Raw genomic sequence first — 19,370 nt, 5'->3', positions numbered from 1 at the left:
GCCCCGCCTCCGAATCAGACAGCGCTCAACCAGACCTGCGTCCCCTTCTCCTCCCTGGTAGCCACGACGGCGTGCCCGTTCGCGGCCGCGATCCCAGCCTCCGGGCACCGCGTGTTGCAAGCGATCGCCCGCTCCTCCGTAGTGGACCCGTCGTTCGTAGAAGCGGTCAGCAGCCGAAGCGCCCCCGCCGTGTTCCGCCACAGGACGTACACGCGCCCGTCCGCCGTAGTCGACGCCATCGGCTGGTAGCCGCTCAACCCGGCCAGCGTCACCGTCCACTGGACCTTGCCGGTCTGAGCCTCAACGGACGCCAGCCGCGCCTGGGCCGACCCGGGATCGGCGTAGACGACGCTGGCCCCGACCGCCAGCGGGAGCGTCCCCGGAGCGTCGTGCCGGGCCCCGACCGAGCCGTTCTCGGCGTCCATGTACGTGGCCCGCTGCGGCGCCGCCCCCGTCAACGTCACGAACCCGGTGCCGACGGGCAGGATCTTGAGCTCGGCGGTACCCCGCTGGATGGCGTGCCAGGACCAGCGCTCCGTGCCCGTCTCCGTGGCGAGGCCCACCGCGACGTCGTCGACGCCCTGGGCCCGGCAGCGCAGCGCCACGGCCACGGTCTGCGGTGAGCCCGCCACATCGGTCACGTCGCACGCCGCGCCGCCGCGGGCCGGGGTCCAGCGCCAGCGCTGGGTGCCGTCGTGGGCGTCGATGCCGAGCAGGTCGCCGGCGCCGCCGCCAGTCGCGGACAGGACCGCCGTGCGGCCGGCGGCGTGGACGGTCGACATCTTGCCCGACTGGTACCGCTTGGAGAACCGCTCCGCCCCCGTGGCCGCGTCCAGGGCCGTGACGAGGACGCCGTCGTCGGTGCCGAAGGCGATCACGACCTGGCCGTCGACCAGCCCCGCGGCCTGACTGGGCAGATCCGAGCGCAGGTACTGCCACGCCGGCGTCCCGCTGCCGAGCCACAGCGCGCGGATGCCGTCGGCGCCGCGAATGATGGCGAGGTCCTTGTGTACGCCGACAAGCTGTACACCCGAAAGCGCGAGCGGCCAGGTCTGCGTCTGCGGTGCCGGAGCCGACCCGGCGGTCGTGGCGTCCACGAACCGGCCCTCGCGGGCCCAGGAGATCGCATAGCCGCCGACCAGGGCCAGCACCACCGCGACGGCGCCGACCGGGGCCCAGCGCCGCCAGCTCGCGCTCGGCAGGCGGCCGACGCCGGTCCCGACCAGCACGAGCCAGCCCAGGACCAGCGCGGCGGCGCCCACCACCGTGACGGGGCCGCCCAGGCCGATGCCCGCGCTCGGCTCGACCAGGCGGGCGAGGGCCACCGCGATCACCGTCGCGGCCGCGGCGGCCACCCCGGCGACGATCGAGATCAGGCGGGATCGGCGGGGCTCGGTTCGCCCGTACAGGACGCAGAGCCCGGTGATGATCGGCCCCAGGAACCCGATGCCGGCGATGGTGACCAGGTCGGGATGCCTGCCGCCGGCCATCGTCCACGGCAGGGCGAGGCCGGCGACGGTGGCGATGACACCGAGCCCGAGGATGACGACGCCTGCTGCGCGTGCGATGAGGTTCACGAGGACAGGATGACGGGTGGGTACGACAGTTTTCATCCGGCCTGCTCGCGGCGCTTCTGGCGGTACGCCGCCGACTTCGCCCGGTTCTGGCACGCGAGCGAGCAGAAGCGCCGGGACGCGTTCTTCGTCGAGTCGAGGTAGAACGCGTCGCAGGTGTCGGCCGAGCACTGCCCCAGCCGGTGCGTCTGCCGGGTGCCGATGAGAAACGCCAGTGCGGTGGCGGACTCGGCGGCCCAGGCGTCCACGATCGGCGCGTCCGCCGCGTGGAAGGCCAGGTGCGGCACTTCGCCGGCCGCCGCATGCAGATTTGGTACCGCCCCGAACTCCGCCAGCACCGTGTTCAACGCGAACGCCGCGGTCAGCAGGTCGCCCGCGATGCACGTCTCGATCGCGATGTGCAGGCGCCGGGCCACCGAGGCCAGGTCGTCGACGTCGGCCGAGGAGATCTCGAAGTCCTTGGTGAGCACGTTGTCCGCCAGCTCGGCGAACGCGTCGGCCAGCCCGGCGTCCGCGGACACCCGGCGCCCCTGCCGCACCTCGATGACCAGGTCGTTGACGATCGCCGCGCAGAGATCGACCCAGGCCGCCACGTAACTGTCTATTGCGGCTTGACCAGTGATGCCAGCGCGGTCTATCGTCACTGGCATAGCGTATCAAGACAGTGACGGGGAGGCCTGAACATGCAGTTCGAGTTCACCGACGTGAGCCGCTACCTGGCCGGCGTGGCGCTGATCTCGATCGTCACCATTGAGTTCGGCGGCTACTTCCTCACCCGGATCGTCCGCGGCTCGGTGCCGATGACGCCGTTCCAGCAGAACTTCGCGCGGGCGGGCCACGCGCACGCCGGGGTGCTGGTCACGCTCGGACTGGTCGGCATCCTCTACGCGGACCTGGCGGGGCTCGACGGCGTGCTGGGGTGGCTGGGCCGGATCGGGATCCTGGCCGCGGCGATCCTGATGCCGGGCGGGTTCTTCGCCTCGTCGGCCGGCAAGGGGCGGACGACCGCCAACGGGGCGATCGCGCTGGTGTGGATCGGGGCGCTGAGCCTGGCGGCGGGGGCACTGAGCCTGGGGATCGGCGTCCTGGCCTCCTGACCGGGGAGGGGACGCCGCGGGGTCGCCGGGGGGATGCTGCCGAAAAGGGGCCGGCCCCGCTCGGGAACCCTTGTGGGGTTCCGGGCGGGGCCGGCGGTGCTGTGCGCTTGTGTCAGGCGCTCAGGCGCTTCGCGAGGTTCTGGTCCAGCGCGTTCATGAACTCGTCCGTGGTCAGCCACGGGGCGTCGCGCGAGATCAGCAGGGCCAGGTCCTTCGTCATCTGGCCGCCCTCGACGGTGTCGATGCAGACCTGCTCGAGGGTGTTGGCGAAGTTGGTGACCTCGGGGGTGCCGTCGACCTTGCCGCGGTGGGCGAGGCCACGCGTCCAGGCGAAGATGGACGCGATCGGGTTGGTCGAGGTCTTCTCGCCCTTCTGCCACTGGCGGTAGTGCCGGGTGACCGTGCCGTGCGCGGCCTCGGCCTCGACGGTCTTGCCGTCCGGGGTCATGAGGACGCTGGTCATGAGGCCGAGCGAGCCGAAGCCCTGGGCGACGGTGTCGGACTGCACGTCGCCGTCGTAGTTCTTGGCGGCCCACACGAAGCCGCCCTCCCACTTCAGCGCGGCGGCGACCATGTCGTCGATGAGGCGGTGCTCGTAGGTGATGCCGGCCTTGGCGAACTCGTCCTTGAACTCGGCCTCGAAGACCTCGGCGAAGAGGTCCTTGAAGCGGCCGTCGTACGCCTTCAGGATCGTGTTCTTGGTCGACAGGTACACCGGGTAGCCGCGGTCGAGGCCGTAGCGGAACGACGCGCGGGCGAAGTCGCGGATCGAGTCGTCGTAGTTGTACATGCCCATGGCCACGCCGCCGCCGGGGAAGTTCGCGATCTCGAACTCCATCGGGGCGCCGCCGTCGGCCGGGGTGTACGTGACGGTGACCTTGCCCGGGCCGGGGACGACGAAGTCGGTGGCCTTGTACTGGTCGCCGTGGGCGTGGCGGCCGATGATGATCGGCTTGGTCCAGCCGGGGACGAGCCGCGGGACGTTCGACATAATGATCGGCTCGCGGAAGACCACGCCGCCGAGGATGTTGCGGATGGTGCCGTTCGGCGAGCGCCACATCTTCTTGAGCGAGAACTCCTCGACGCGCGCCTCGTCGGGGGTGATCGTGGCGCACTTCACGCCCACGCCGTACTGCTTGATGGCGTTCGCGGCGTCGATCGTGACCTGGTCGTCGGTCTGGTCGCGGTACTCGATCGACAGGTCGTAGTACTTCAGATCGACGTCGAGGTAGGGCAGGACCAGCTGCTCGCGGATCTGCTTCCAGATGATCCGGGTCATCTCGTCGCCGTCGAGCTCGACGACAGGGTTGTTTACCTTGATCTTCGCCATCGGCCGGGCGCTCCTCTCGCGCTGCCTCAACGGGGGGTCTCCGCCGCCGCGGGGCAGTCCTCGCTGAATCCTCGCTTAGCAGTACGAGCGTACTGCATCCCCGGCCGAACCCCCGACTCGGCCCCCGCGCCACGCCAAAGGCCCGCTGACCAGCGATAACGCCGCAGGATACCTAAAAATCGTGATATGTCCGATAAGTCGCGGCGCGGAGCGCCCGACTTATCGCTACACCCACAAAGTGCCGCCAGGAGTGTCCTGAATCGTCACACCGACCGAGCCCAGCACGTCCCGCAAGGAGTCGCTCAAGGCGAAGTCCCGCCCCGAACGCGCCGCCGTGCGCAGTTCCACCAGGGCGGAGACCAGCGGCGTGAAGCGGTCCGGACCCGCGAACGAGGCCAGCCGCACCAGCATCCCGCGCAGCGCCGCCCGGGCCTGCTCCCGCTCGTCGGAGACGTCGGTGTCCGCGATCCAGTCCTGCAGCGCCTGCTCCAGGTCGAGCGCCGCCGCCACGCAGCCGTCCGGGTCGTGGGCCTCGAACGACGCCTCGAAGCGGGCCGTCGTCTCCAGGGTCGACGCGGCCAGGGACGTGAGCGGCGGCGGATCGACCGAGACCACAGGCGCCGGCGCGGACGCGACGAAGGAGGACGACGGCGAGAACACCGAGAACGGCAAGGTCGTGCCCGCGGGCCAGCGCTGCGAGACGCCGCCGCGGCGGAGGGTCAGGCCGCCGTTGCCGACGATTTCGACGGTACCGGCGGCAAGATCGAAAAGACCCGCCGTGTGCTCGTCGATGCCGATGATGAACGACTCGGCCGGGAGCAGTGGCTCGAGGAGCGCGAGGCGGCGTTCGCCCAGGTAGCAGAAGCGGGTGTCGTGGTGCCCGCCCTCGGCGTTGTCGTAGTGCGGGATGATCACGGCGGGCAGCCCGGTCATCCGGTGGAACAGGTCCAGGCCCGGCACCCAGTGCGGATCGATGCCGGCCTTGTAGATCTCGTACACCGGGATCGTATGCGAGCCGAGCGTCAGCGCCGCCGCCGACGCGAAGCACACCACACCGTCGGACTCGAGGACCTCGGCCAGTACACCCGGGATCGGCGTTTCTGCCCATTGGCGGAGCGCGTAGGTCGGGCTGCCCGGGCCCGCGAACAGCCAGCCGGCCTCCCGCAGGCCGCTCAGCGCGCGCTCCAGCGGCAGGCCGGGCGCCGGGGTGGTGCGCCACTCGACGACCGCGAGCCGGCGGCCGGTGCTGTCGGCGAAGTACTTGACCGCCTTGGCCGAGATGTCGTCGGCGTTCTCCTGGAAGCCGTACGGCGTGTCGAGCAGCACCGCCGCCCGGTCCCCGCAGCGCTTGAAGATCTCGCGGTGCGGCTTCACCATCGTCGGCGCCGTCTCGCCGGAGCCCATGATCACGAGGAGCCCGGTCATGCGAGGCTCAGCAGGTCGGCGGCGACGTCGGCCGGGTGCTGGGCGTGCACGTCGTGATCGGCCCCCGGGTACGCCCGGACGCGCACATCCCGCAGCCCGCCCAGGTCCGGCGGGTGCGACCCGGCCGGAATGGCCAGCACCGGCACGCCGATGCGCGGGTAGTACGGCTGCGGCGGGTCGTCCCACATGCTGCGCACGATGCGCATGTGCGCGGGAATGGGCAGCCGCCGCGACAGCGAGTCGTCCGGGTGCACGACCAGGTTGAACACCGTCGCCTCGATCGCCCACGGCTCCCAGTCCGGATGCGCCGCCCGCAGCCGCGAGCGCAGCGCCGTCGCGGTCAGCCCGTTGACGTCCGGCGGCCGCAGCCGCGCCTCGCACGCCGCCCAGGTGGGGAACTGCGCGGGCAGGTTGATCCAGCCGCCGTCGACCAGCGCCACCGCCCGCACGTGCTCGGGATGAAGAGCCGCCAGGTGTACCGCGACGTTCCCGCCCCAGGACTGCCCGGCCACGATGCTGGGCGCCGCACCGAGCGAAGCGAGCAACGAAGCCAGGTCGGCGGCGGCGGTCGCGGTGTCGTAGCCGTCGGGCGGGCTCGGCGACTCCCCGTGCGAGCGCAGATCGACCGCGCGCACGGGATGTCCCGCGGCGACGAGGTGCGCGGCCACCCCGTCCCACAGCCGGGCGTTCGACGACAGGCCGTGCACCAGCAGAAACGGCGTCCCCGCGAGGCCGTCGCCGTGCACGCGAACGTGAAGCCTCATGGAGCAAGAGCCTAGATGCCGTGGCCCCTCCGGTGGAGGGCCCCGAGGACGCTTTCGACCTTCACCATGCCGGTCACCGCCGCGATCGCGATCGCCGCCCGGGGCTCGCGCCAGTTGGAGCGCATCGCGGCCTTGGTCCAGTGCCACGCCTCGCGGCGGTCGCCGGTGGCGGCGGACCAGCAGGCCAGCTGGCCGTACACGCGGCCGGCTCCGGTCTGTGAGTTGGCGATCTCCGGGTGGCGGCCCATCATCCAGCGCAGCGAGGCCATCTTCGTCGCGTACTCGTACGCGAACATCGACGTCCGCCCCCACAACACGCGCACGAGCGGCTCGTCGACATGCACGATTTCGCCGCGCTTGGCCGCGCGCAGCAACAGGTCCCAGTCCTCGTTCTGACTGCCGGGGGCGTCCTCGGCGACGAGTCCCATCTCGTCGGGGGCGAACGCGGCGCGGCGTACCAGAAACGTCGACGAGTGCAGCATCGCCATCCGCGAGCGGACCAGGTCGTCCAGCCCGACCAGCGAGGCGCCGGCCAGCCGCGGGGTGAGCCGGTCGGCGAACTCGACCTCGATCGCCGAGGTGCAGAACTCGGCCTGCGGGCGCTGCTGCAGCGCGTGGACCTGGCGGCGCAGCTTGGTCGGCAGCCACACGTCGTCGTCGTCGCAGAAGGCCACCAGGTCGGTGTCGAGCGCGACGATGCCCGTGTTGCGCGCTCCGGCCAATCCGGGTTTGTGCAGATTCGGCAGTACGTCCAGTGGCCGGTCCCCGCCGCGGCACAGGCTCGCGTCGGGGTCGTGCTGGTCGAAGATCACGATGGTGCGGACCGGCCCCGGGTAGTCCTGGGCCACGATCCCGGCGACTGCGCGGCGCAGCAGCTCCGGGCGGTTGCGGGTGGGGATGATGACGCCGACGCTCGGCCAGTGCCCGCCGGTGCTCATCGGACCTCCCCGCGGTAGCCGTAGGCGCCGAGCAGCGGCGCGGTCAGCGCGCTCACGACCCGCCGCTGCCGATGGGGCAGGGCCGTGCGCCAGGCGTCGTCGCGGCGCAGCGGCACCGGCCCGACCGTGAAGCGCATCGGGTTGCCGGCCGCGCTGTGGCACGCGCCGAGCGTCGCGACGCCGTCCTGCAGGAACGGCAGTCCGCCCGGCTTGATGTCGATGAACCGGGACAGCTCGCGCAAGGTCTCCTCCGGCTTGTCGAGCAGCTCCTCGTACCGCACCCGCTGCACCGGCACGCCACAGCGGTGCAGCGCCGAGAACGCCACGTTGTGCGCGTTCCACAGCAGCGCCGAGCGGCCGGGGGAGTACCGGGTCATCTCCTCGGCGTTGTCCGTCTCCGGCCGCGAGACCTTCTTCGTCCACGAGTACGCCACGCCGCGGCTGTCCCGGACCATGTGCACGACGCGCAGGTCGATGCTCGGCGCGAACCGCAGGCAGTAGGCGAGCGCGGCGTGCTTGGAGGAGTCCACGAGCACGTCGGCGCCGGAGACGATCGCGGCCGCCTCGTACAGCCGGGCGTACCAGTCGGCGTACTCCTCGACCAGCAGCCGATGGGCCGGGCTCATCCGCAGGCTGGCCAGCCGCGGGATGTGCCGCGTGCGCTCGACGGCGTGCCGCAGCGCGAGGACCCGCCACACGTCGACGTGCTGCCAGCCGCCGAACGCCTTCTCGCCGACGGCCTGCCAGAAGCCGCAGTCGGAGAAGTGGTCGCCGCAGGCGCAGCGCTCGTCGCCGGCGATGTCGCGCTCCCAGAGGTGCACCACCTCCCCGAGCGGACACACGCCGGGCAGTTCTCCCAGCAGGCGTTCGAGCAGCGTGGTGCCGCTTCGACCCAGCCCCCCGAGGAACAGAACGCGTACCAAAGCGTCCTCCTTGGTCGTTTTGGTAGATATGCCAGTTTCGCTGGCATCTGTGAGGTCTAACGAGGAATTGCGGACGAACGATGCTGCGCAGCTACTCCCACACCCGGCGGGTCCCCGTGGGTGGACTGGCAATCGACCCGTTGACCGAGGACGAGGTGGTGGCGCGCGTGCTCGCGGCCCTCGACCGGGGCCGCGGCGGCTGGATCGTCACGCCGAACGTCGACATCCTGCGTCAGGTGGCGCGCGACGCGGCCCTGCGCGCCCACCTCAGCGCGGCCGATCTCGTGGTCGCCGACGGCGCGCCGCTGGTGTGGGCGGCCCGGCTGGCCGGCCGCGCGCTCCCCGAACGGGTGGCGGGCTCGGACCTGATCTGGTCGCTGTCCCGCGGCCTGGCGAGCCGGCGCGGCAGCGTGTTCGTCCTCGGCGGCACGCCGGCCGGCGCCGCGGGCGAGCGCGACGGGGCACACCGGGCCGCCGACCGGCTCGCCGCGGACTGCCCGGGCCTGCGCATCGCCGGCGCGCACTGCCCGCCGTTCGGCTTCGACCGCAACCCGCGCGCACTGCGGGCGCTCTGCGCGCGGGTCGTCAAGGCCGAGCCGCAGATGGTGTACGTCGGGATCGGCTTCCCCCGCCAGGAGCACCTCATCGCGCGGCTGCGCGAGGCGCTGCCCGCCACCTGGTTCCTCGGCTGCGGCGCGGCCGTGAACTTCGTGGCCGGCGACGTCCAGCGGGCCCGGCCGGCGATGCAGAAGGCCGGCCTGGAGTGGCTCGACCGGCTGGCCCGGGAGCCACGCCGGCTGGCCCGGCGCTACCTGCGCGAGGACGCCCCGTTCGCCGCGGCGCTGCTAGCCCGGTCGCTGCACCATCGGCTCACGCGCCGCCCGGCGCACCGGGCGTGATCCCCAAGGTCGGGTGCGAGGACGCCCCGTTCGCCGCGGCGCTGCTAGCCCGGTCGCTGCACCACCGGCTCACGCGCCGCCCGGCGCACCGGGCGTGATCCCCGAAGTCGAGTACCAGAGGCGGGCCGTCGTCCCCGAAGTCGAGTGCCAGGCGGGCCGTGATCCCCGAAGTCGAGTGCCAAAGCGGGCCGTGGTCCGCGAAGTGCCAGGCGGGCGCAATCCCCGAAGTCGAGTGCCAAAAGGCGGCCCCGCGATCCCCGAAGTCGAGTGCCAAAGCGGGCCGTGGTCCCCGAAGTGCCAGGCGCGCGCGGTCCCCGAGGTCGAGTGCCAACGGCGGGCCGTAATCCCCCGAAGTGCCAAGCGGGCGTGGGACCCGAAGTCGAGTGTCAGGCATCCGTGGAGGCATGGTCGTCCTCGTGGGCGGGCCCTTCCTTTTTTACCCCTCAAGCGTAGCCGACGCGTCCTAATCGATCTTCGAGTTGATCATCGAAAAGTCACGCGCAGTAGTCAGGCGCCAGGAGTGCGTTCAACGGCGCGCACCGATTCCATGTACTCCAGAGCCGCCGCGCGAAGTGCCGCCTCCGCGTCCTGGTCGGCGGCCCGCGCCGAGGCGACGACGCCGAACAGTTGGCCACCCAGCGTGGTCGGCGGCGGCAGCGGCACGTCCAGGCCCGCCCGCGCGACGCGCTGCAGCAGCTTCGCCGCCAGAGCCAGGGCCGGTTGCGACAGCGCCACCCCGTCGACCGTCGAGGCGCGGGACTTCTCCGCCTTCTTGATCTGCTCCCAGTTGGCGATGATCTCGTCGATGCCGCCCACCTCGGTGTCGGCGAAGACGTGCGGGTTGCGCCGGATCAGCTTGGCCACCAGGTCGCCGGCCACGTCGTCGACCGAGAAGTCCGACGTCTCCTCGGCCAGCCGGGCGTGCAGGATCACCTGGAGCAGCACGTCGCCGAGCTCCTCGCGGATCGCATCGGGGTCGTCGTCGGCGATGGCGTCGAAGAGCTCGTACGCCTCCTCCAGCAGGAAATGGGCCAGGCTGGCGTGGGTCTGCGCCCGCTTCCAGGGGTCGCCGGCCTCCGGGTGCATGAGCCGGTCCATCACGGTCACCGCGTCGAGCAGGCGGGCGCCGGCCGGGTCCCAGGAGCCGTACACCAGCTCGAGCTCGGCCAGTCCCGGCTCGCGGGCCAGGCGCAGGCCCAGCTCGCGGGCCAGCTGCTCGTCGCCGTCGGGCGCGGCCAGCCAGACCAGGGTGCCGTGCTCGGCCAGCGCCGCCAGCAGCGTGTCGACCAGGGGGGCCACCACCGTGACCGTCGCGCCCGCGGCGCGCAGGGCGGCGGTCTGCTCGGAGTCGGCGGCGGTCAGCACGGGGTGGGCGCGCACCAGGTCCCAGGCCTGCGCGGTGAGCACCCCCGCCGGCAGCCGAGGGGAGGTCACCAGCAGGACCACGCTACGAGACACCGACGTCAATCCTCCTCGAACGCCACGTCCAGGTGCCGGCCGTTCAGCACCACGGGCAGCACCACCGGACCGTACCGCGGGTTGACCGAAACGTCCGCGCCGGCCATCGCGCCGGCCAGACGCTCCTGGGCGCCGAACAGGGTCGCCAGGTTGAGCTGGGTCTTGAAGCGGTGCACGGCCTCGTCGTAGTCCACGTCGGGGTCGGCCGCGCCCGCCTCGTAGAGCCGGTCCGCCTCGTCGTCGGTCAGCGGGCGGTTCTGCTCGGCCGCCGCGACCGACTGCAGGCCGGTCAGGTAGTCCGTCCACAGCCGCACGTACTGGTCGGCCGGCGGCATCGCGAACGTCTCGGCGATCGTGTCGGCCGGCGCCGGGTGGGTGGTGAGGCCGCGCTCGGCGATGACCCGCCGCCCCAGGTCGGCCAGGACGATCAGGGACACCACCTCGGTGCCGGTGGTGCGCACGATCGGCGGCGGCAGGGTGCCCGGATCGGTGGCCCGGGCGGCGGCGAACGCGGCGATGCGCCGGTCGGCCTCGGCGTTGACGCCGCGCACGATCGCGTCGACCTCGGCCGCGGAAACCGTGCGGTCACCGACGTAGACGGCGACGTCCGGCTGCGAGCGGCACGCTGTCAGAGCAAGGCCGGCGGTCAGGGAGAGGGCGATGACACCGGCGAAGCGACGAACACGCATAGTGCACCACCCTCCCACAGAGGAATCCGCGAACCCGGTCACGCCGCGACCGGGTCACCCAACACGGTCTTGAGCAGTTCGGCCGCCCAGCCCAGCAGCTGGGTGTCCCGCATCGGCTCGCCGCCCACCCGCCGGGTCGACGGGCGGGGCAGCGAGACCGTGTCGGCGGCGGCCTTGAAGACCGACTCCGGGTACAGCCGCTTCAGGCGCATCTGCTTGGAGTCCGGCAGCGGCAGCGGCCCGAAGCGCACGTGCTTGCCCTGCAGCGACACGTCGGTCAGCCCGTAGGCGCGGGCCAGGAACCGGAACCGGGCCACCGCCAGCAGGTTGGCCACCGGCTCCGGCGGCTCGCCGTAGCGGTCCTTCATCTCGGCCACGATCTCGTCGAGGGCCCCGTCGTCCTTGGCCCCGGCGATCTTGCGGTAGATCTCCAGGCGGAGCCGCTCGGCCGCGATGTACTCCAGCGGCAGGTGCGCGTCGACCGGAAGGTCGATCTTGACGTCCGGCTCCTCCTCCTCGGGCCGCTCGCCCTTGAACTGCTGCACCGCCTCGCCGACCATGCGCACGTAGAGGTCGAAGCCGACGCCCTCGATGTGGCCGGACTGCTCGCCGCCGAGCAGGTTGCCGGCGCCGCGGATCTCCAGGTCCTTCATCGCCACGTACATGCCCGCGCCGAGCTCGGTGTGCTGGGCGATGGTGGCCAGCCGCTCGTGGGCGTGCTCGGTCAGCGGCTTGTCCGGCGGGTACAGGAAGTAGGCGTAGGCCCGCTCCCGCCCGCGGCCGACGCGCCCCCGGATCTGGTGCAGCTGGGCCAGGCCCAGCAGGTCGGCCCGCTCGACGATCAGGGTGTTGGCATTGGGGATGTCGATGCCGCTCTCCACGATCGTGGTGCAGACGAGGACGTCGTACTCCTTCTCCCAGAAGCCCACCATGATCTTCTCCAGGGCCTCCTCGGTCATCTGGCCGTGGGCGACCGCGACCCGCGCCTCGGGCACCAGCTCGCGCAGCCGGCGGGCCGCCCGCTCGATCGACTCGACCCGGTTGTGCAGGTAGAAGACCTGGCCGTCGCGCAGCAGCTCGCGGTGGATGGCCGCGGACACCTGCTTGTCGTCCTGGGCGCCGACGAACGTGAGCACCGGGTGGCGCTCCTCCGGCGGGGTGGCGATGGTGGACATCTCGCGGATGCCGGTGATCGCCATCTCCAGCGTGCGCGGGATCGGGGTGGCCGACATGGTCAGCACGTCGACCGAGGCGCGCAGCTGCTTGAGGAACTCCTTGTGCTCCACGCCGAAGCGCTGCTCCTCGTCGACGATCACCAGGCCGAGCTGCTTGAACCGGGTCGCGGTCTGCAGCAGGCGGTGGGTGCCGATGACGATGTCGACGGTGCCGTCGGTGACCTTCTCCATCGTCAGCTTGGTCTCGGTCGGGGTCTGGAACCGCGACAGCTGCCGCACCTCCACCGGAAACTGCGAGACCCGCTCGGAGAACGTGTTGAAATGCTGCTGGGCCAGCAGGGTGGTCGGCACCAGCACGGCGACCTGCTTGCCGTCCTGCACCGCCTTGAACGCCGCCCGCACCGCGATCTCGGTCTTGCCGTAGCCGACGTCGCCGCAGATCAGCCGGTCCATCGGCACCGACTTCTCCATGTCGGCCTTGACCTCCTCGATGGCGGCGAGCTGGTCCGGGGTCTCGTGGTAGGGGAACGCGTCCTCCAGCTCCCGCTGCCACGGGGTGTCCGGGCCGAAGGCGTGGCCCTGCGAGTTCTGCCGCACGGCGTAGAGCTGGATCAGCTGCGCGGCGATCTCCTTCACCGCCTTGCGCGCCCGCGACTTGGCCTTCTGCCACTCCGAGCCGCCCATCTTGTGCAGCGTGGGCGCCTCCCCGCCGACGTAGCGGGAGAGCTGGTCGAGCTGGTCGGTGGGGACGAAGAGCCGGTCGCCGGGCTGGCCGCGCTTGGACGCCGCGTACTCGATGACGAGGTACTCCCGGTCGGCCCCGTTCACCGTGCGCTGGACCATCTCCACGTAGCGGCCGATGCCGTGCTGCTCGTGCACCACGTAGTCGCCGGCCCGCAGCTCGAGCGGGTCGATCTGGTTGCGCCGCCGGCTCGGCATCTTGCGCATGTCCTTGGTGGACGCGCCCCGCCCGCCGGAGATGTCGGTCCCGGTGATGACCGCGAACCGCGCGTCCTCGTCGAGGAACCCGAGCTCGAGGGAGCCGGTCGTGACGGTCACCAGCCCGGGCGCCGGCACAGCAGCGATCCCATCGGAAACGACGACCCCGAGATCGGCCCCGCGCAGCACCTCGGCCGCCCGCTGGGCCGGCCCGGTGCCCTCGAAGACCAGCGCGACCCGCCAGCCGTCGCCGGTCAGCCGCTTGAGGTCGTCGACGACCCGCGCGGTCTCCCCGTGGTACAGCGGGACGGCCTGCGCCGCGAGCGAGATCGAGACGGCGTCGTCGGAGACCACCACCTCCGGCGAATCCGGCGAAGCCGCGAACGGGCTCAGCGACCACCAAGGCTGGCCCAGCGAAGAGGCCGCCGCCCGGACGTCACCCAGGTGGCGGAAGGCCGCCGCGCCGAGGTCGATCGGCGCCTTGCCCCCGACGGCGGCCGCGGCCCAGCTCGCCTCCAGGAACTCGTCGCTGGTCCGCACCAGGTCGTGGGCCCGGGTGCGGATCCGCTCCGGGTCGCACAGCAGGACGTGGGTGCCCTTCGGCATGCAGTGCAGCACCAGCTCGAGCGAGTCGGTGCCGCCCAGCAGGGCCGGGGCCAGGGACTCCATGCCCTCGACGGGGATGCCGCCGGCCAGCTTGTCGAGCATCTCGGCCAGCTGCGGGTGGTCGGTGGACAGCGCCCGCGCCCGGTCCCGCACCTCGTCGGTGAGCAGCAGCTCCCGGCACGGCGGGGCCCACAGCCGCTCGACCTTCTCGATCGTGCGCTGGTCGGCGACGGCGAACGAGCGGATCTCCTCCACCTCGTCGCCCCAGAACTCGACCCGCAGCGGGTGCTCCTCGGTCGGCGGGAAGACGTCGAGGATGCCGCCGCGGACCGCGAACTCGCCGCGCTTGGTGACCAGGTCGACCCGGGCGTAGGCGAGCTCGGCCAGCCGGACCGTGAGCTCGTCGAGGTCGGCCGCGAGCCCCGGCCGCAGCTCGATCGGCTCCAGGTCGCCCAGGCCCTTGAGCTGGGGCTGGAGCACCGAGCGGACCGGCGCGACGACGACCCGGGGCCGGGGCGCCTCGGGGGTCGGGTGGGCCAGCCGGCGCAGCACCGACAGCCGCCGGCCGACCGTGTCGGAGCGGGGGGAGAGCCGCTCGTGCGGCAGCGTCTCCCACGACGGGTACACCGCGACCGACTCCGGGTCGAGCAGGCAGCCCAGCGCGGCCGCCAGGTCCTCGGCCTCGCGGCCGGTGGCGGTCACGGCCAGCAGCGGCCGCTCGGCGGCGATGGTGGCGGCGACGAACGCGCGCAGGGCCGGCGGCCCGGTCAGGTCGACCTGGTCGCTGTGCCCGGCCCGGGCGAGGTCGCGCGCGCGGGCGAGAGCGGGATCGGCGAGGGCGGCTTCGGTAAGTCCGGCAAGCTTCATGACAAATGCACCCAATGTCCGGAATATCCAGAAAATCCACAGCAAACAACCCCGGCGCCCAGAGAGGACGGGGGTGGTCGATGCGGATTCAAGACTATCCGGAGGGTATGACAGAAACCGAGACATGGCTCACCGGGACGCCACGGCCGGACGACGAAGCCGATACGATGCCCCTGAATCGGACAGCGCCGTCCCCAGCCGAGCCGACCGCAACTTGGAGGGGACACATGTCTGAGGACGTCGCGGACGCCGCCGACGCAGCCCTGCGCGCCGACATCCGCCGGCTGGGCTCGCTGCTCGGTCAGAGCCTCGTGCGCCAGGACGGCCAGCAGCTGCTCGACCTCGTCGAAGAGGTCCGCGCCCTGGTCCGCACCGACCCGGAGGCGGCCGCCGAGCGCCTGCACGGCCTCGACGTCGTCACCGGCACCCAGCTCGCCCGGGCCTTCTCCACATACTTCCACCTGGCCAACATCACCGAGCAGGTGCACCGCTCGCGGGAGCTGCGCCGGATCCGGGTCCGCGAGGGCGGCTGGCTCGAGCGGGCCGCCAAGCTCATCGCCGACCGCGGCGTGGGCGTGCGCGAGATCGGCCAGATCGCCTCGAAGCTCGCCGTGCGCCCGGTCTTCACCGCGCACCCGACCGAGGCCTCCCGCCGCTCGGTGCTGACCAAGCTCCGCGCCGTCGGCGACGAGCTCGACGCCGAGGCCGTGGCCACCGCGCTGGACGGCTCGCTGGAGCCGGACAAGACCCGCACCGACCGCACCGACCGGCGCCTGGCCGAGCTGCTCGACCTGCTGTGGCAGACCGACGAGCTGCGCCTGGAGCGGCCGGAGCCCAGCGACGAGGCCCGCAACGCCGTGTACTACCTGGCCGACCTGGCCAATGGCGCGGCCCCGCAGGTGCTCGACGACCTCTACGAGACGCTGCGCGACCTCGGCGTCCAGCTGCCGCCCACCGCCCGCCCGCTGACGTTCGGCTCGTGGATCGGCGGCGACCGCGACGGCAACCCGTTCGTCACCCCGGCCGTGACCCGCGACGTGCTGCTCATCCAGCACGAGTACGGCATCCGCATGGCCGAGGGCGTGATCGACGCCCTGATCGACGAGATCTCGGTCTCCAAGCGCCTGCGCGGCGTCTCGCTGGACCTCTCCGCGAGCCTCGCGGCCGACCTCGACAACCTCCCCGAGCTGCCGGCCCGCTACCGCCGGGTCAACATGGAGGAGTCGTACCGCCTGAAGCTGCGCTGCATCCGCCTGAAGCTCGCCCACACCCGCCAGCGCCTGGCCACCGGCACGCCGCACAAGCAGGGCCGCGACTACCTCGGCACGGCCGAGCTCATCGCCGACCTGGAGCTCATGCGCGCGTCCCTGGCCCGCAACGGCGGCCAGCTGGCGGCAACCGGCAAGCTCGCCTCGGCGATCCGCACGCTGTCCGCGTTCGGCCTGCAGCTGGCCACGCTGGACGTGCGCGAGCACGCCGACGCCCACCACGAGGTGCTGGCCCAGCTGTACCGCCGGGTCGGCGAGGTCGACTACTCCTCGCTGGACCGCTCCGCCCGCCAGCAGCTGCTCGTCGACGAGCTCAACGGCCGCCGCCCGCTGGCCACCCGGGACACCGCGCTGACCGACACCGCGCGCAAGACGTTCGAGGTGTTCTCGGCCATCCGCGAGGTGCAGGAGCGCTTCGGGCCGGAGGTCGTGGAGACGTACATCATCTCGATGACCACCGGCATCGACGACGTGCTCGCCGCCGTGGTCCTGGCCCGCGAGTGGGGCCTGGTCGAGGTGAGCGCCGGGGCCGGCTTCGGCGGCGCCGCGATCGAGTCCGCGCGGTCGCGGGTCGGCTTCGCCCCGCTGCTGGAGCAGGCGCGCGAGCTGGACATGGCCGGCGAGCTGCTCGACGAGCTGCTGTCCATCCCGGTGTACCGCGCGATCGTCCGCGCCCGCGGCGACGTCCAGGAGGTCATGCTCGGCTACTCCGACTCCAACAAGGACGCCGGCATCACGACCTCGCAGTGGATGATCCACAAGGCCCAGCGCCAGCTGCGCGACGTCGCGGCCCGCCACGGCGTCCGCCTGCGGCTCTTCCACGGCCGCGGCGGCACGGTCGGGCGCGGCGGCGGCCCGACCCACGAGGCCATCCTGGCCCAGCCGTGGGGCACGCTGGACGGCGCGATCAAGGTGACCGAGCAGGGCGAGGTCATCTCGGACAAGTACACGCTGCCCTCCCTGGCCCGGGAGAACCTCGAGCTCACCCTGGCCGCGGTCCTGCAGAGCGCGCTGCTGCACACCGAGCCCCGCCAGCCCGCCGAGGCCCTGGCCCGCTGGGACTCGGCGATGGAGACCGTGTCCACCGCGGCCTTCGCCAACTACCGGGCGCTGGTGGAGAACCCGGACCTGCCGGCGTACTTCTGGGCGGCCACCCCGACCGAGCTGCTCGGCGCGCTCAACATCGGCTCGCGGCCGGCCAAGCGGCCCAACGCCGACGCGGGCCTGTCCGGCCTGCGGGCCATCCCGTGGGTGTTCGGCTGGACCCAGTCCCGCCAGATCGTGCCCGGCTGGTTCGGCGTGGGCAGCGGCCTGAAGGCGGCCCGCGAGGCCGGCCTGGGCGACGTGCTGCGCGAGATGCACGAGAAGTGGCACTTCTTCGCGACGTTCCTGTCCAACGTCGAGATGATGCTGGTCAAGACCGATCTCGAGATCGCCGCACGGTACGTCGAGACGCTCGTCCCCGAGCCGCTGCGCCCGATCTTCGCGGTGATCAGCGAGGAGTACGAGCGCACCGTCGCCGAGGTCAAGGCGATCACCGGCGAGGACGCGCTGCTGGACCGCCAGCCGGTGCTGCAGCGCACGCTGGGGGTCCGCGACAGCTACCTGCAGCCCCTGCACCACCTGCAGGTGACGCTGCTCGGGCAGTACCGCGACAGCAAGTCCGCCGACGCCGGCAACTGGCCCACCGGCCGCCGCTCGTCGCCGGACCCGGCCCTGGAGCGCGCGCTGCTCACCACGATCAATGGTATTGCGGCGGGCATGCGCAACACGGGCTGACGCCTGTGGCAGTCTTGCGGGGTGTCTGTGGATGGGTCTGAACCAAACGGTTGGGCATTGCCCGATGACGTACTGCGCGACGCCCCCACCTACACGCCCAAGTCATCCGAGCTCGCCGACCTGGAACTGCTGGTCTCGGGCGCATACGCGCCCCTGACCGGCTTCCTGGGCTCGGCCGACCTCATCGCGCTGCGCCGGACCGGCCGGCTCGCCGACGGCACCGCCTGGCCGGTCCCGGTCACGCTGGAGCTGCCCCGCACCGTCGCGGAGCAGCTCGACGTGGCCGATCCGGCCCGGCGGGTGCTGATCCTGGCCGACCTGGAGGGCGCGCCCGTCGCGGCCCTGGACGCCACCGAGCTCTACCCGGCCCGCAAGACCACGCTCGGCGTGGCCGGGCGGGTCCGCCGCCTCGGCGACGGCGGGCACGGGGCGTTCCGCCGGATGCGCCGCACCCCGGCCGAGGTCCGCCAGTCGCTGCCGCCCGGGCGCATCCTCGGGGTCATCGCCGACCGGCCGCTGCACCGCCCGCAGCTGGCCCAGATCGCGCGGGCCGCCCGCACCCTCGCCGCCCACCTCGTGGTGCTCGTCCCGGTCGACGGGCCCGGCCCCGACGGGCTGGCCCCGGAGGCGCTGGTCCGCTGCGTGCTGGCCGCCCGCGACCGGATGCCGGCCTCGACGATCGTCGCGCTGCCCCTGCCGCACCACGACGGCGACGACATCCGCGACGCCATGCTGCGCACCCGGGTCGCCGCCGCCTACGGCGTGACCCACCTGCTGGCCTCCAGCGAGTCCATGCTCTCCGGCGGCGGCCTGCGGGTGCTGGTGCCCCGCGAGCTCGCCTACGACGGCCGCGACGGGCAGTGGCGCTCCCTGGACGACATCCCGCCCCGGCACCGGCGCCTGCCGCTGACCTTCGCCGAGATCGACGACCACCTGGACCGGGGCACGATCCTGCCCGAGTGGCACACCCCGCCGGCCGTCGCCCGCGAGCTGGCCCGGGCCCGTCCGCCCCGCCGCCAGCGCGGCCTGGTCGTGTTCTTCACCGGCCTGTCCGGCAGCGGCAAGTCCACGATGGCCACCGGTCTCGCGGATGTACTGCTGGAGACCGGCGAACGCACCATCACGCTCCTCGACGGCGACATCGTGCGCCGGCACCTCTCGGCCGGCCTGGGCTTCTCCGCCGAGGACCGCGACACGAACATCCGCCGCATCGGCTGGGTCGCCGCGGAGGCCGCCCGGCACGGGGGCGTCGCCATCTGCTGCCCGATCGCCCCGTACCGCGACGCCCGCGCCGCCGCCCGCCAGTTCGCCCACAACGCGGGGGCCGGCTTCGTGCTCGTGCACGTCTCGACCCCCCTCGCGGAGTGCGAGCGCCGCGACCGCAAGGGCCTCTACGCCAAGGCCCGGGCCGGGATCATCAAGGGCATGACCGGCATCGACGACCCCTACGAGGAGCCGCTCGACGCCGAGCTCGCGATCGACACGACCGGGCTGTCCCACGGCGAGGCCGTGACGACGGTGCTTCGTTATCTCGGGAGCAACGGCTGGCTGGACCCCCGCCCGATCCCCTAGGCCCAGTCCCGGCGGAACGCTTCCCAGGGAGTGAAGCGGACTTATCGCCCATTACGAACCGCGCGAC

14 protein-coding genes are annotated in these 19,370 nt (G+C 72.4%); 4 read left to right on the top strand and 10 right to left on the bottom strand.

The window, feature by feature from the left end:
* Positions 1-14: 14 nt before the first annotated feature.
* Both ACQPZ4_RS47510 and ACQPZ4_RS47505 read right to left on the bottom strand, forming a co-directional pair.
* Positions 15-1,577 (bottom strand): hypothetical protein, encoded by a 1,563-nt coding sequence (locus tag ACQPZ4_RS47510; protein ID WP_433052243.1) that lies wholly within the window; start codon positions 1,575-1,577, stop codon positions 15-17.
* Between the two features lie 32 nt (positions 1,578-1,609).
* Positions 1,610-2,167, bottom strand: a complete 558-nt coding sequence (locus ACQPZ4_RS47505) for a CGNR zinc finger domain-containing protein (RefSeq protein ID WP_433052240.1) — start codon at positions 2,165-2,167, stop codon at positions 1,610-1,612.
* 90 nt (positions 2,168-2,257) lie between these two features.
* Between ACQPZ4_RS47505 and ACQPZ4_RS47500 the strand changes: the two genes are divergently transcribed.
* On the top strand, positions 2,258-2,671 hold the full coding sequence (locus ACQPZ4_RS47500) for a hypothetical protein (protein WP_433052237.1): 414 nt from the start codon (positions 2,258-2,260) through the stop codon (positions 2,669-2,671).
* Between the two features lie 112 nt (positions 2,672-2,783).
* Here the strand turns inward: ACQPZ4_RS47500 and ACQPZ4_RS47495 are convergent, their stop codons facing one another.
* From ACQPZ4_RS47495 to ACQPZ4_RS47475, 5 genes are all read right to left on the bottom strand, one after another.
* Positions 2,784-4,001 (bottom strand): NADP-dependent isocitrate dehydrogenase, encoded by a 1,218-nt coding sequence (locus ACQPZ4_RS47495; protein WP_433052234.1) that lies wholly within the window; start codon positions 3,999-4,001, stop codon positions 2,784-2,786.
* 225 nt (positions 4,002-4,226) lie between these two features.
* Positions 4,227-5,426 carry a hypothetical protein gene (locus tag ACQPZ4_RS47490; RefSeq protein ID WP_433052231.1) on the bottom strand — a complete coding sequence of 400 codons (1,200 nt, stop codon included), beginning with the start codon at positions 5,424-5,426 and terminating at the stop codon, positions 4,227-4,229.
* Positions 5,423-6,190: an alpha/beta fold hydrolase gene (locus ACQPZ4_RS47485; RefSeq protein WP_433052228.1), complete on the bottom strand. Its 768-nt coding sequence runs from the start codon at positions 6,188-6,190 to the stop codon at positions 5,423-5,425. Before ACQPZ4_RS47485 ends, ACQPZ4_RS47490 begins: the two co-directional genes overlap by 4 nt.
* An 11-nt stretch (positions 6,191-6,201) precedes the next feature.
* Positions 6,202-7,128 (bottom strand): glycosyltransferase family A protein, encoded by a 927-nt coding sequence (locus ACQPZ4_RS47480; RefSeq protein WP_433052225.1) that lies wholly within the window; start codon positions 7,126-7,128, stop codon positions 6,202-6,204.
* Complete coding sequence (locus tag ACQPZ4_RS47475) at positions 7,125-8,051, bottom strand: sulfotransferase (RefSeq protein WP_433052222.1); 927 nt, start codon at positions 8,049-8,051, stop codon at positions 7,125-7,127. Before ACQPZ4_RS47475 ends, ACQPZ4_RS47480 begins: the two co-directional genes overlap by 4 nt.
* A gap of 80 nt (positions 8,052-8,131) precedes the next feature.
* Between ACQPZ4_RS47475 and ACQPZ4_RS47470 the strand changes: the two genes are divergently transcribed.
* A complete protein-coding gene (locus ACQPZ4_RS47470) occupies positions 8,132-8,950 on the top strand; it encodes a WecB/TagA/CpsF family glycosyltransferase (RefSeq protein WP_433052219.1) in 819 nt (272 codons plus the stop codon).
* A gap of 507 nt (positions 8,951-9,457) precedes the next feature.
* Here ACQPZ4_RS47470 and ACQPZ4_RS47465 read toward each other — a convergent pair.
* The 3 genes from ACQPZ4_RS47465 to mfd are packed head-to-tail and all read right to left on the bottom strand — an operon-like array spanning position 9,458 to position 14,684.
* A complete protein-coding gene (locus tag ACQPZ4_RS47465) occupies positions 9,458-10,408 on the bottom strand; it encodes a MazG family protein (RefSeq protein WP_433052216.1) in 951 nt (316 codons plus the stop codon).
* A 5-nt stretch (positions 10,409-10,413) separates the two neighbouring features.
* The gene (locus ACQPZ4_RS47460; protein ID WP_433052213.1) at positions 10,414-11,097 is read right to left on the bottom strand and encodes a hypothetical protein; all 684 of its coding nucleotides are present in this window, start codon (positions 11,095-11,097) and stop codon (positions 10,414-10,416) included.
* Between the two features lie 38 nt (positions 11,098-11,135).
* Positions 11,136-14,684, bottom strand: a complete 3,549-nt coding sequence (mfd, locus tag ACQPZ4_RS47455; RefSeq protein ID WP_433052211.1) for a transcription-repair coupling factor — start codon at positions 14,682-14,684, stop codon at positions 11,136-11,138.
* A gap of 227 nt (positions 14,685-14,911) precedes the next feature.
* Here mfd and ppc point away from each other — a divergent pair, with 227 nt between their 5' ends.
* Positions 14,912-17,731, top strand: a complete 2,820-nt coding sequence (ppc, locus tag ACQPZ4_RS47450) for a phosphoenolpyruvate carboxylase (RefSeq protein ID WP_433052208.1) — start codon at positions 14,912-14,914, stop codon at positions 17,729-17,731.
* Between the two features lie 27 nt (positions 17,732-17,758).
* Entirely contained in the window at positions 17,759-19,303 is a 1,545-nt protein-coding gene (gene cysC, locus ACQPZ4_RS47445; protein ID WP_433067043.1) for an adenylyl-sulfate kinase, read from the top strand.
* The last annotated feature ends 67 nt before the right edge of the window (positions 19,304-19,370 follow it).

It is taken from the genome of Dactylosporangium sp. CS-033363, from assembly GCF_050942475.1.
Lineage (GTDB): Bacteria > Actinomycetota > Actinomycetes > Mycobacteriales > Micromonosporaceae > Dactylosporangium.
This window is presented reverse-complemented; position numbering and strand designations above follow the sequence as displayed.

What these genes read in the sequence shown, in the direction of transcription:
- ACQPZ4_RS47500 (WP_433052237.1), top strand. Translation starts at nt 2,258, where the DNA reads ATGCAGTTCGAGTTCACCGACGTGAGCCGCTACCTGGCCGGCGTGGCG.
- ACQPZ4_RS47495 (WP_433052234.1), bottom strand. Translation starts at nt 4,001, where the DNA reads ATGGCGAAGATCAAGGTAAACAACCCTGTCGTCGAGCTCGACGGCGAC.
- ACQPZ4_RS47490 (WP_433052231.1), bottom strand. Translation starts at nt 5,426, where the DNA reads ATGACCGGGCTCCTCGTGATCATGGGCTCCGGCGAGACGGCGCCGACG.
- ACQPZ4_RS47485 (WP_433052228.1), bottom strand. Translation starts at nt 6,190, where the DNA reads ATGAGGCTTCACGTTCGCGTGCACGGCGACGGCCTCGCGGGGACGCCG.
- ACQPZ4_RS47480 (WP_433052225.1), bottom strand. Translation starts at nt 7,128, where the DNA reads ATGAGCACCGGCGGGCACTGGCCGAGCGTCGGCGTCATCATCCCCACC.
- ACQPZ4_RS47470 (WP_433052219.1), top strand. Translation starts at nt 8,132, where the DNA reads ATGCTGCGCAGCTACTCCCACACCCGGCGGGTCCCCGTGGGTGGACTG.
- ACQPZ4_RS47460 (WP_433052213.1), bottom strand. Translation starts at nt 11,097, where the DNA reads ATGCGTGTTCGTCGCTTCGCCGGTGTCATCGCCCTCTCCCTGACCGCC.
- mfd (WP_433052211.1), bottom strand. Translation starts at nt 14,684, where the DNA reads ATGAAGCTTGCCGGACTTACCGAAGCCGCCCTCGCCGATCCCGCTCTC.
- ppc (WP_433052208.1), top strand. Translation starts at nt 14,912, where the DNA reads ATGTCTGAGGACGTCGCGGACGCCGCCGACGCAGCCCTGCGCGCCGAC.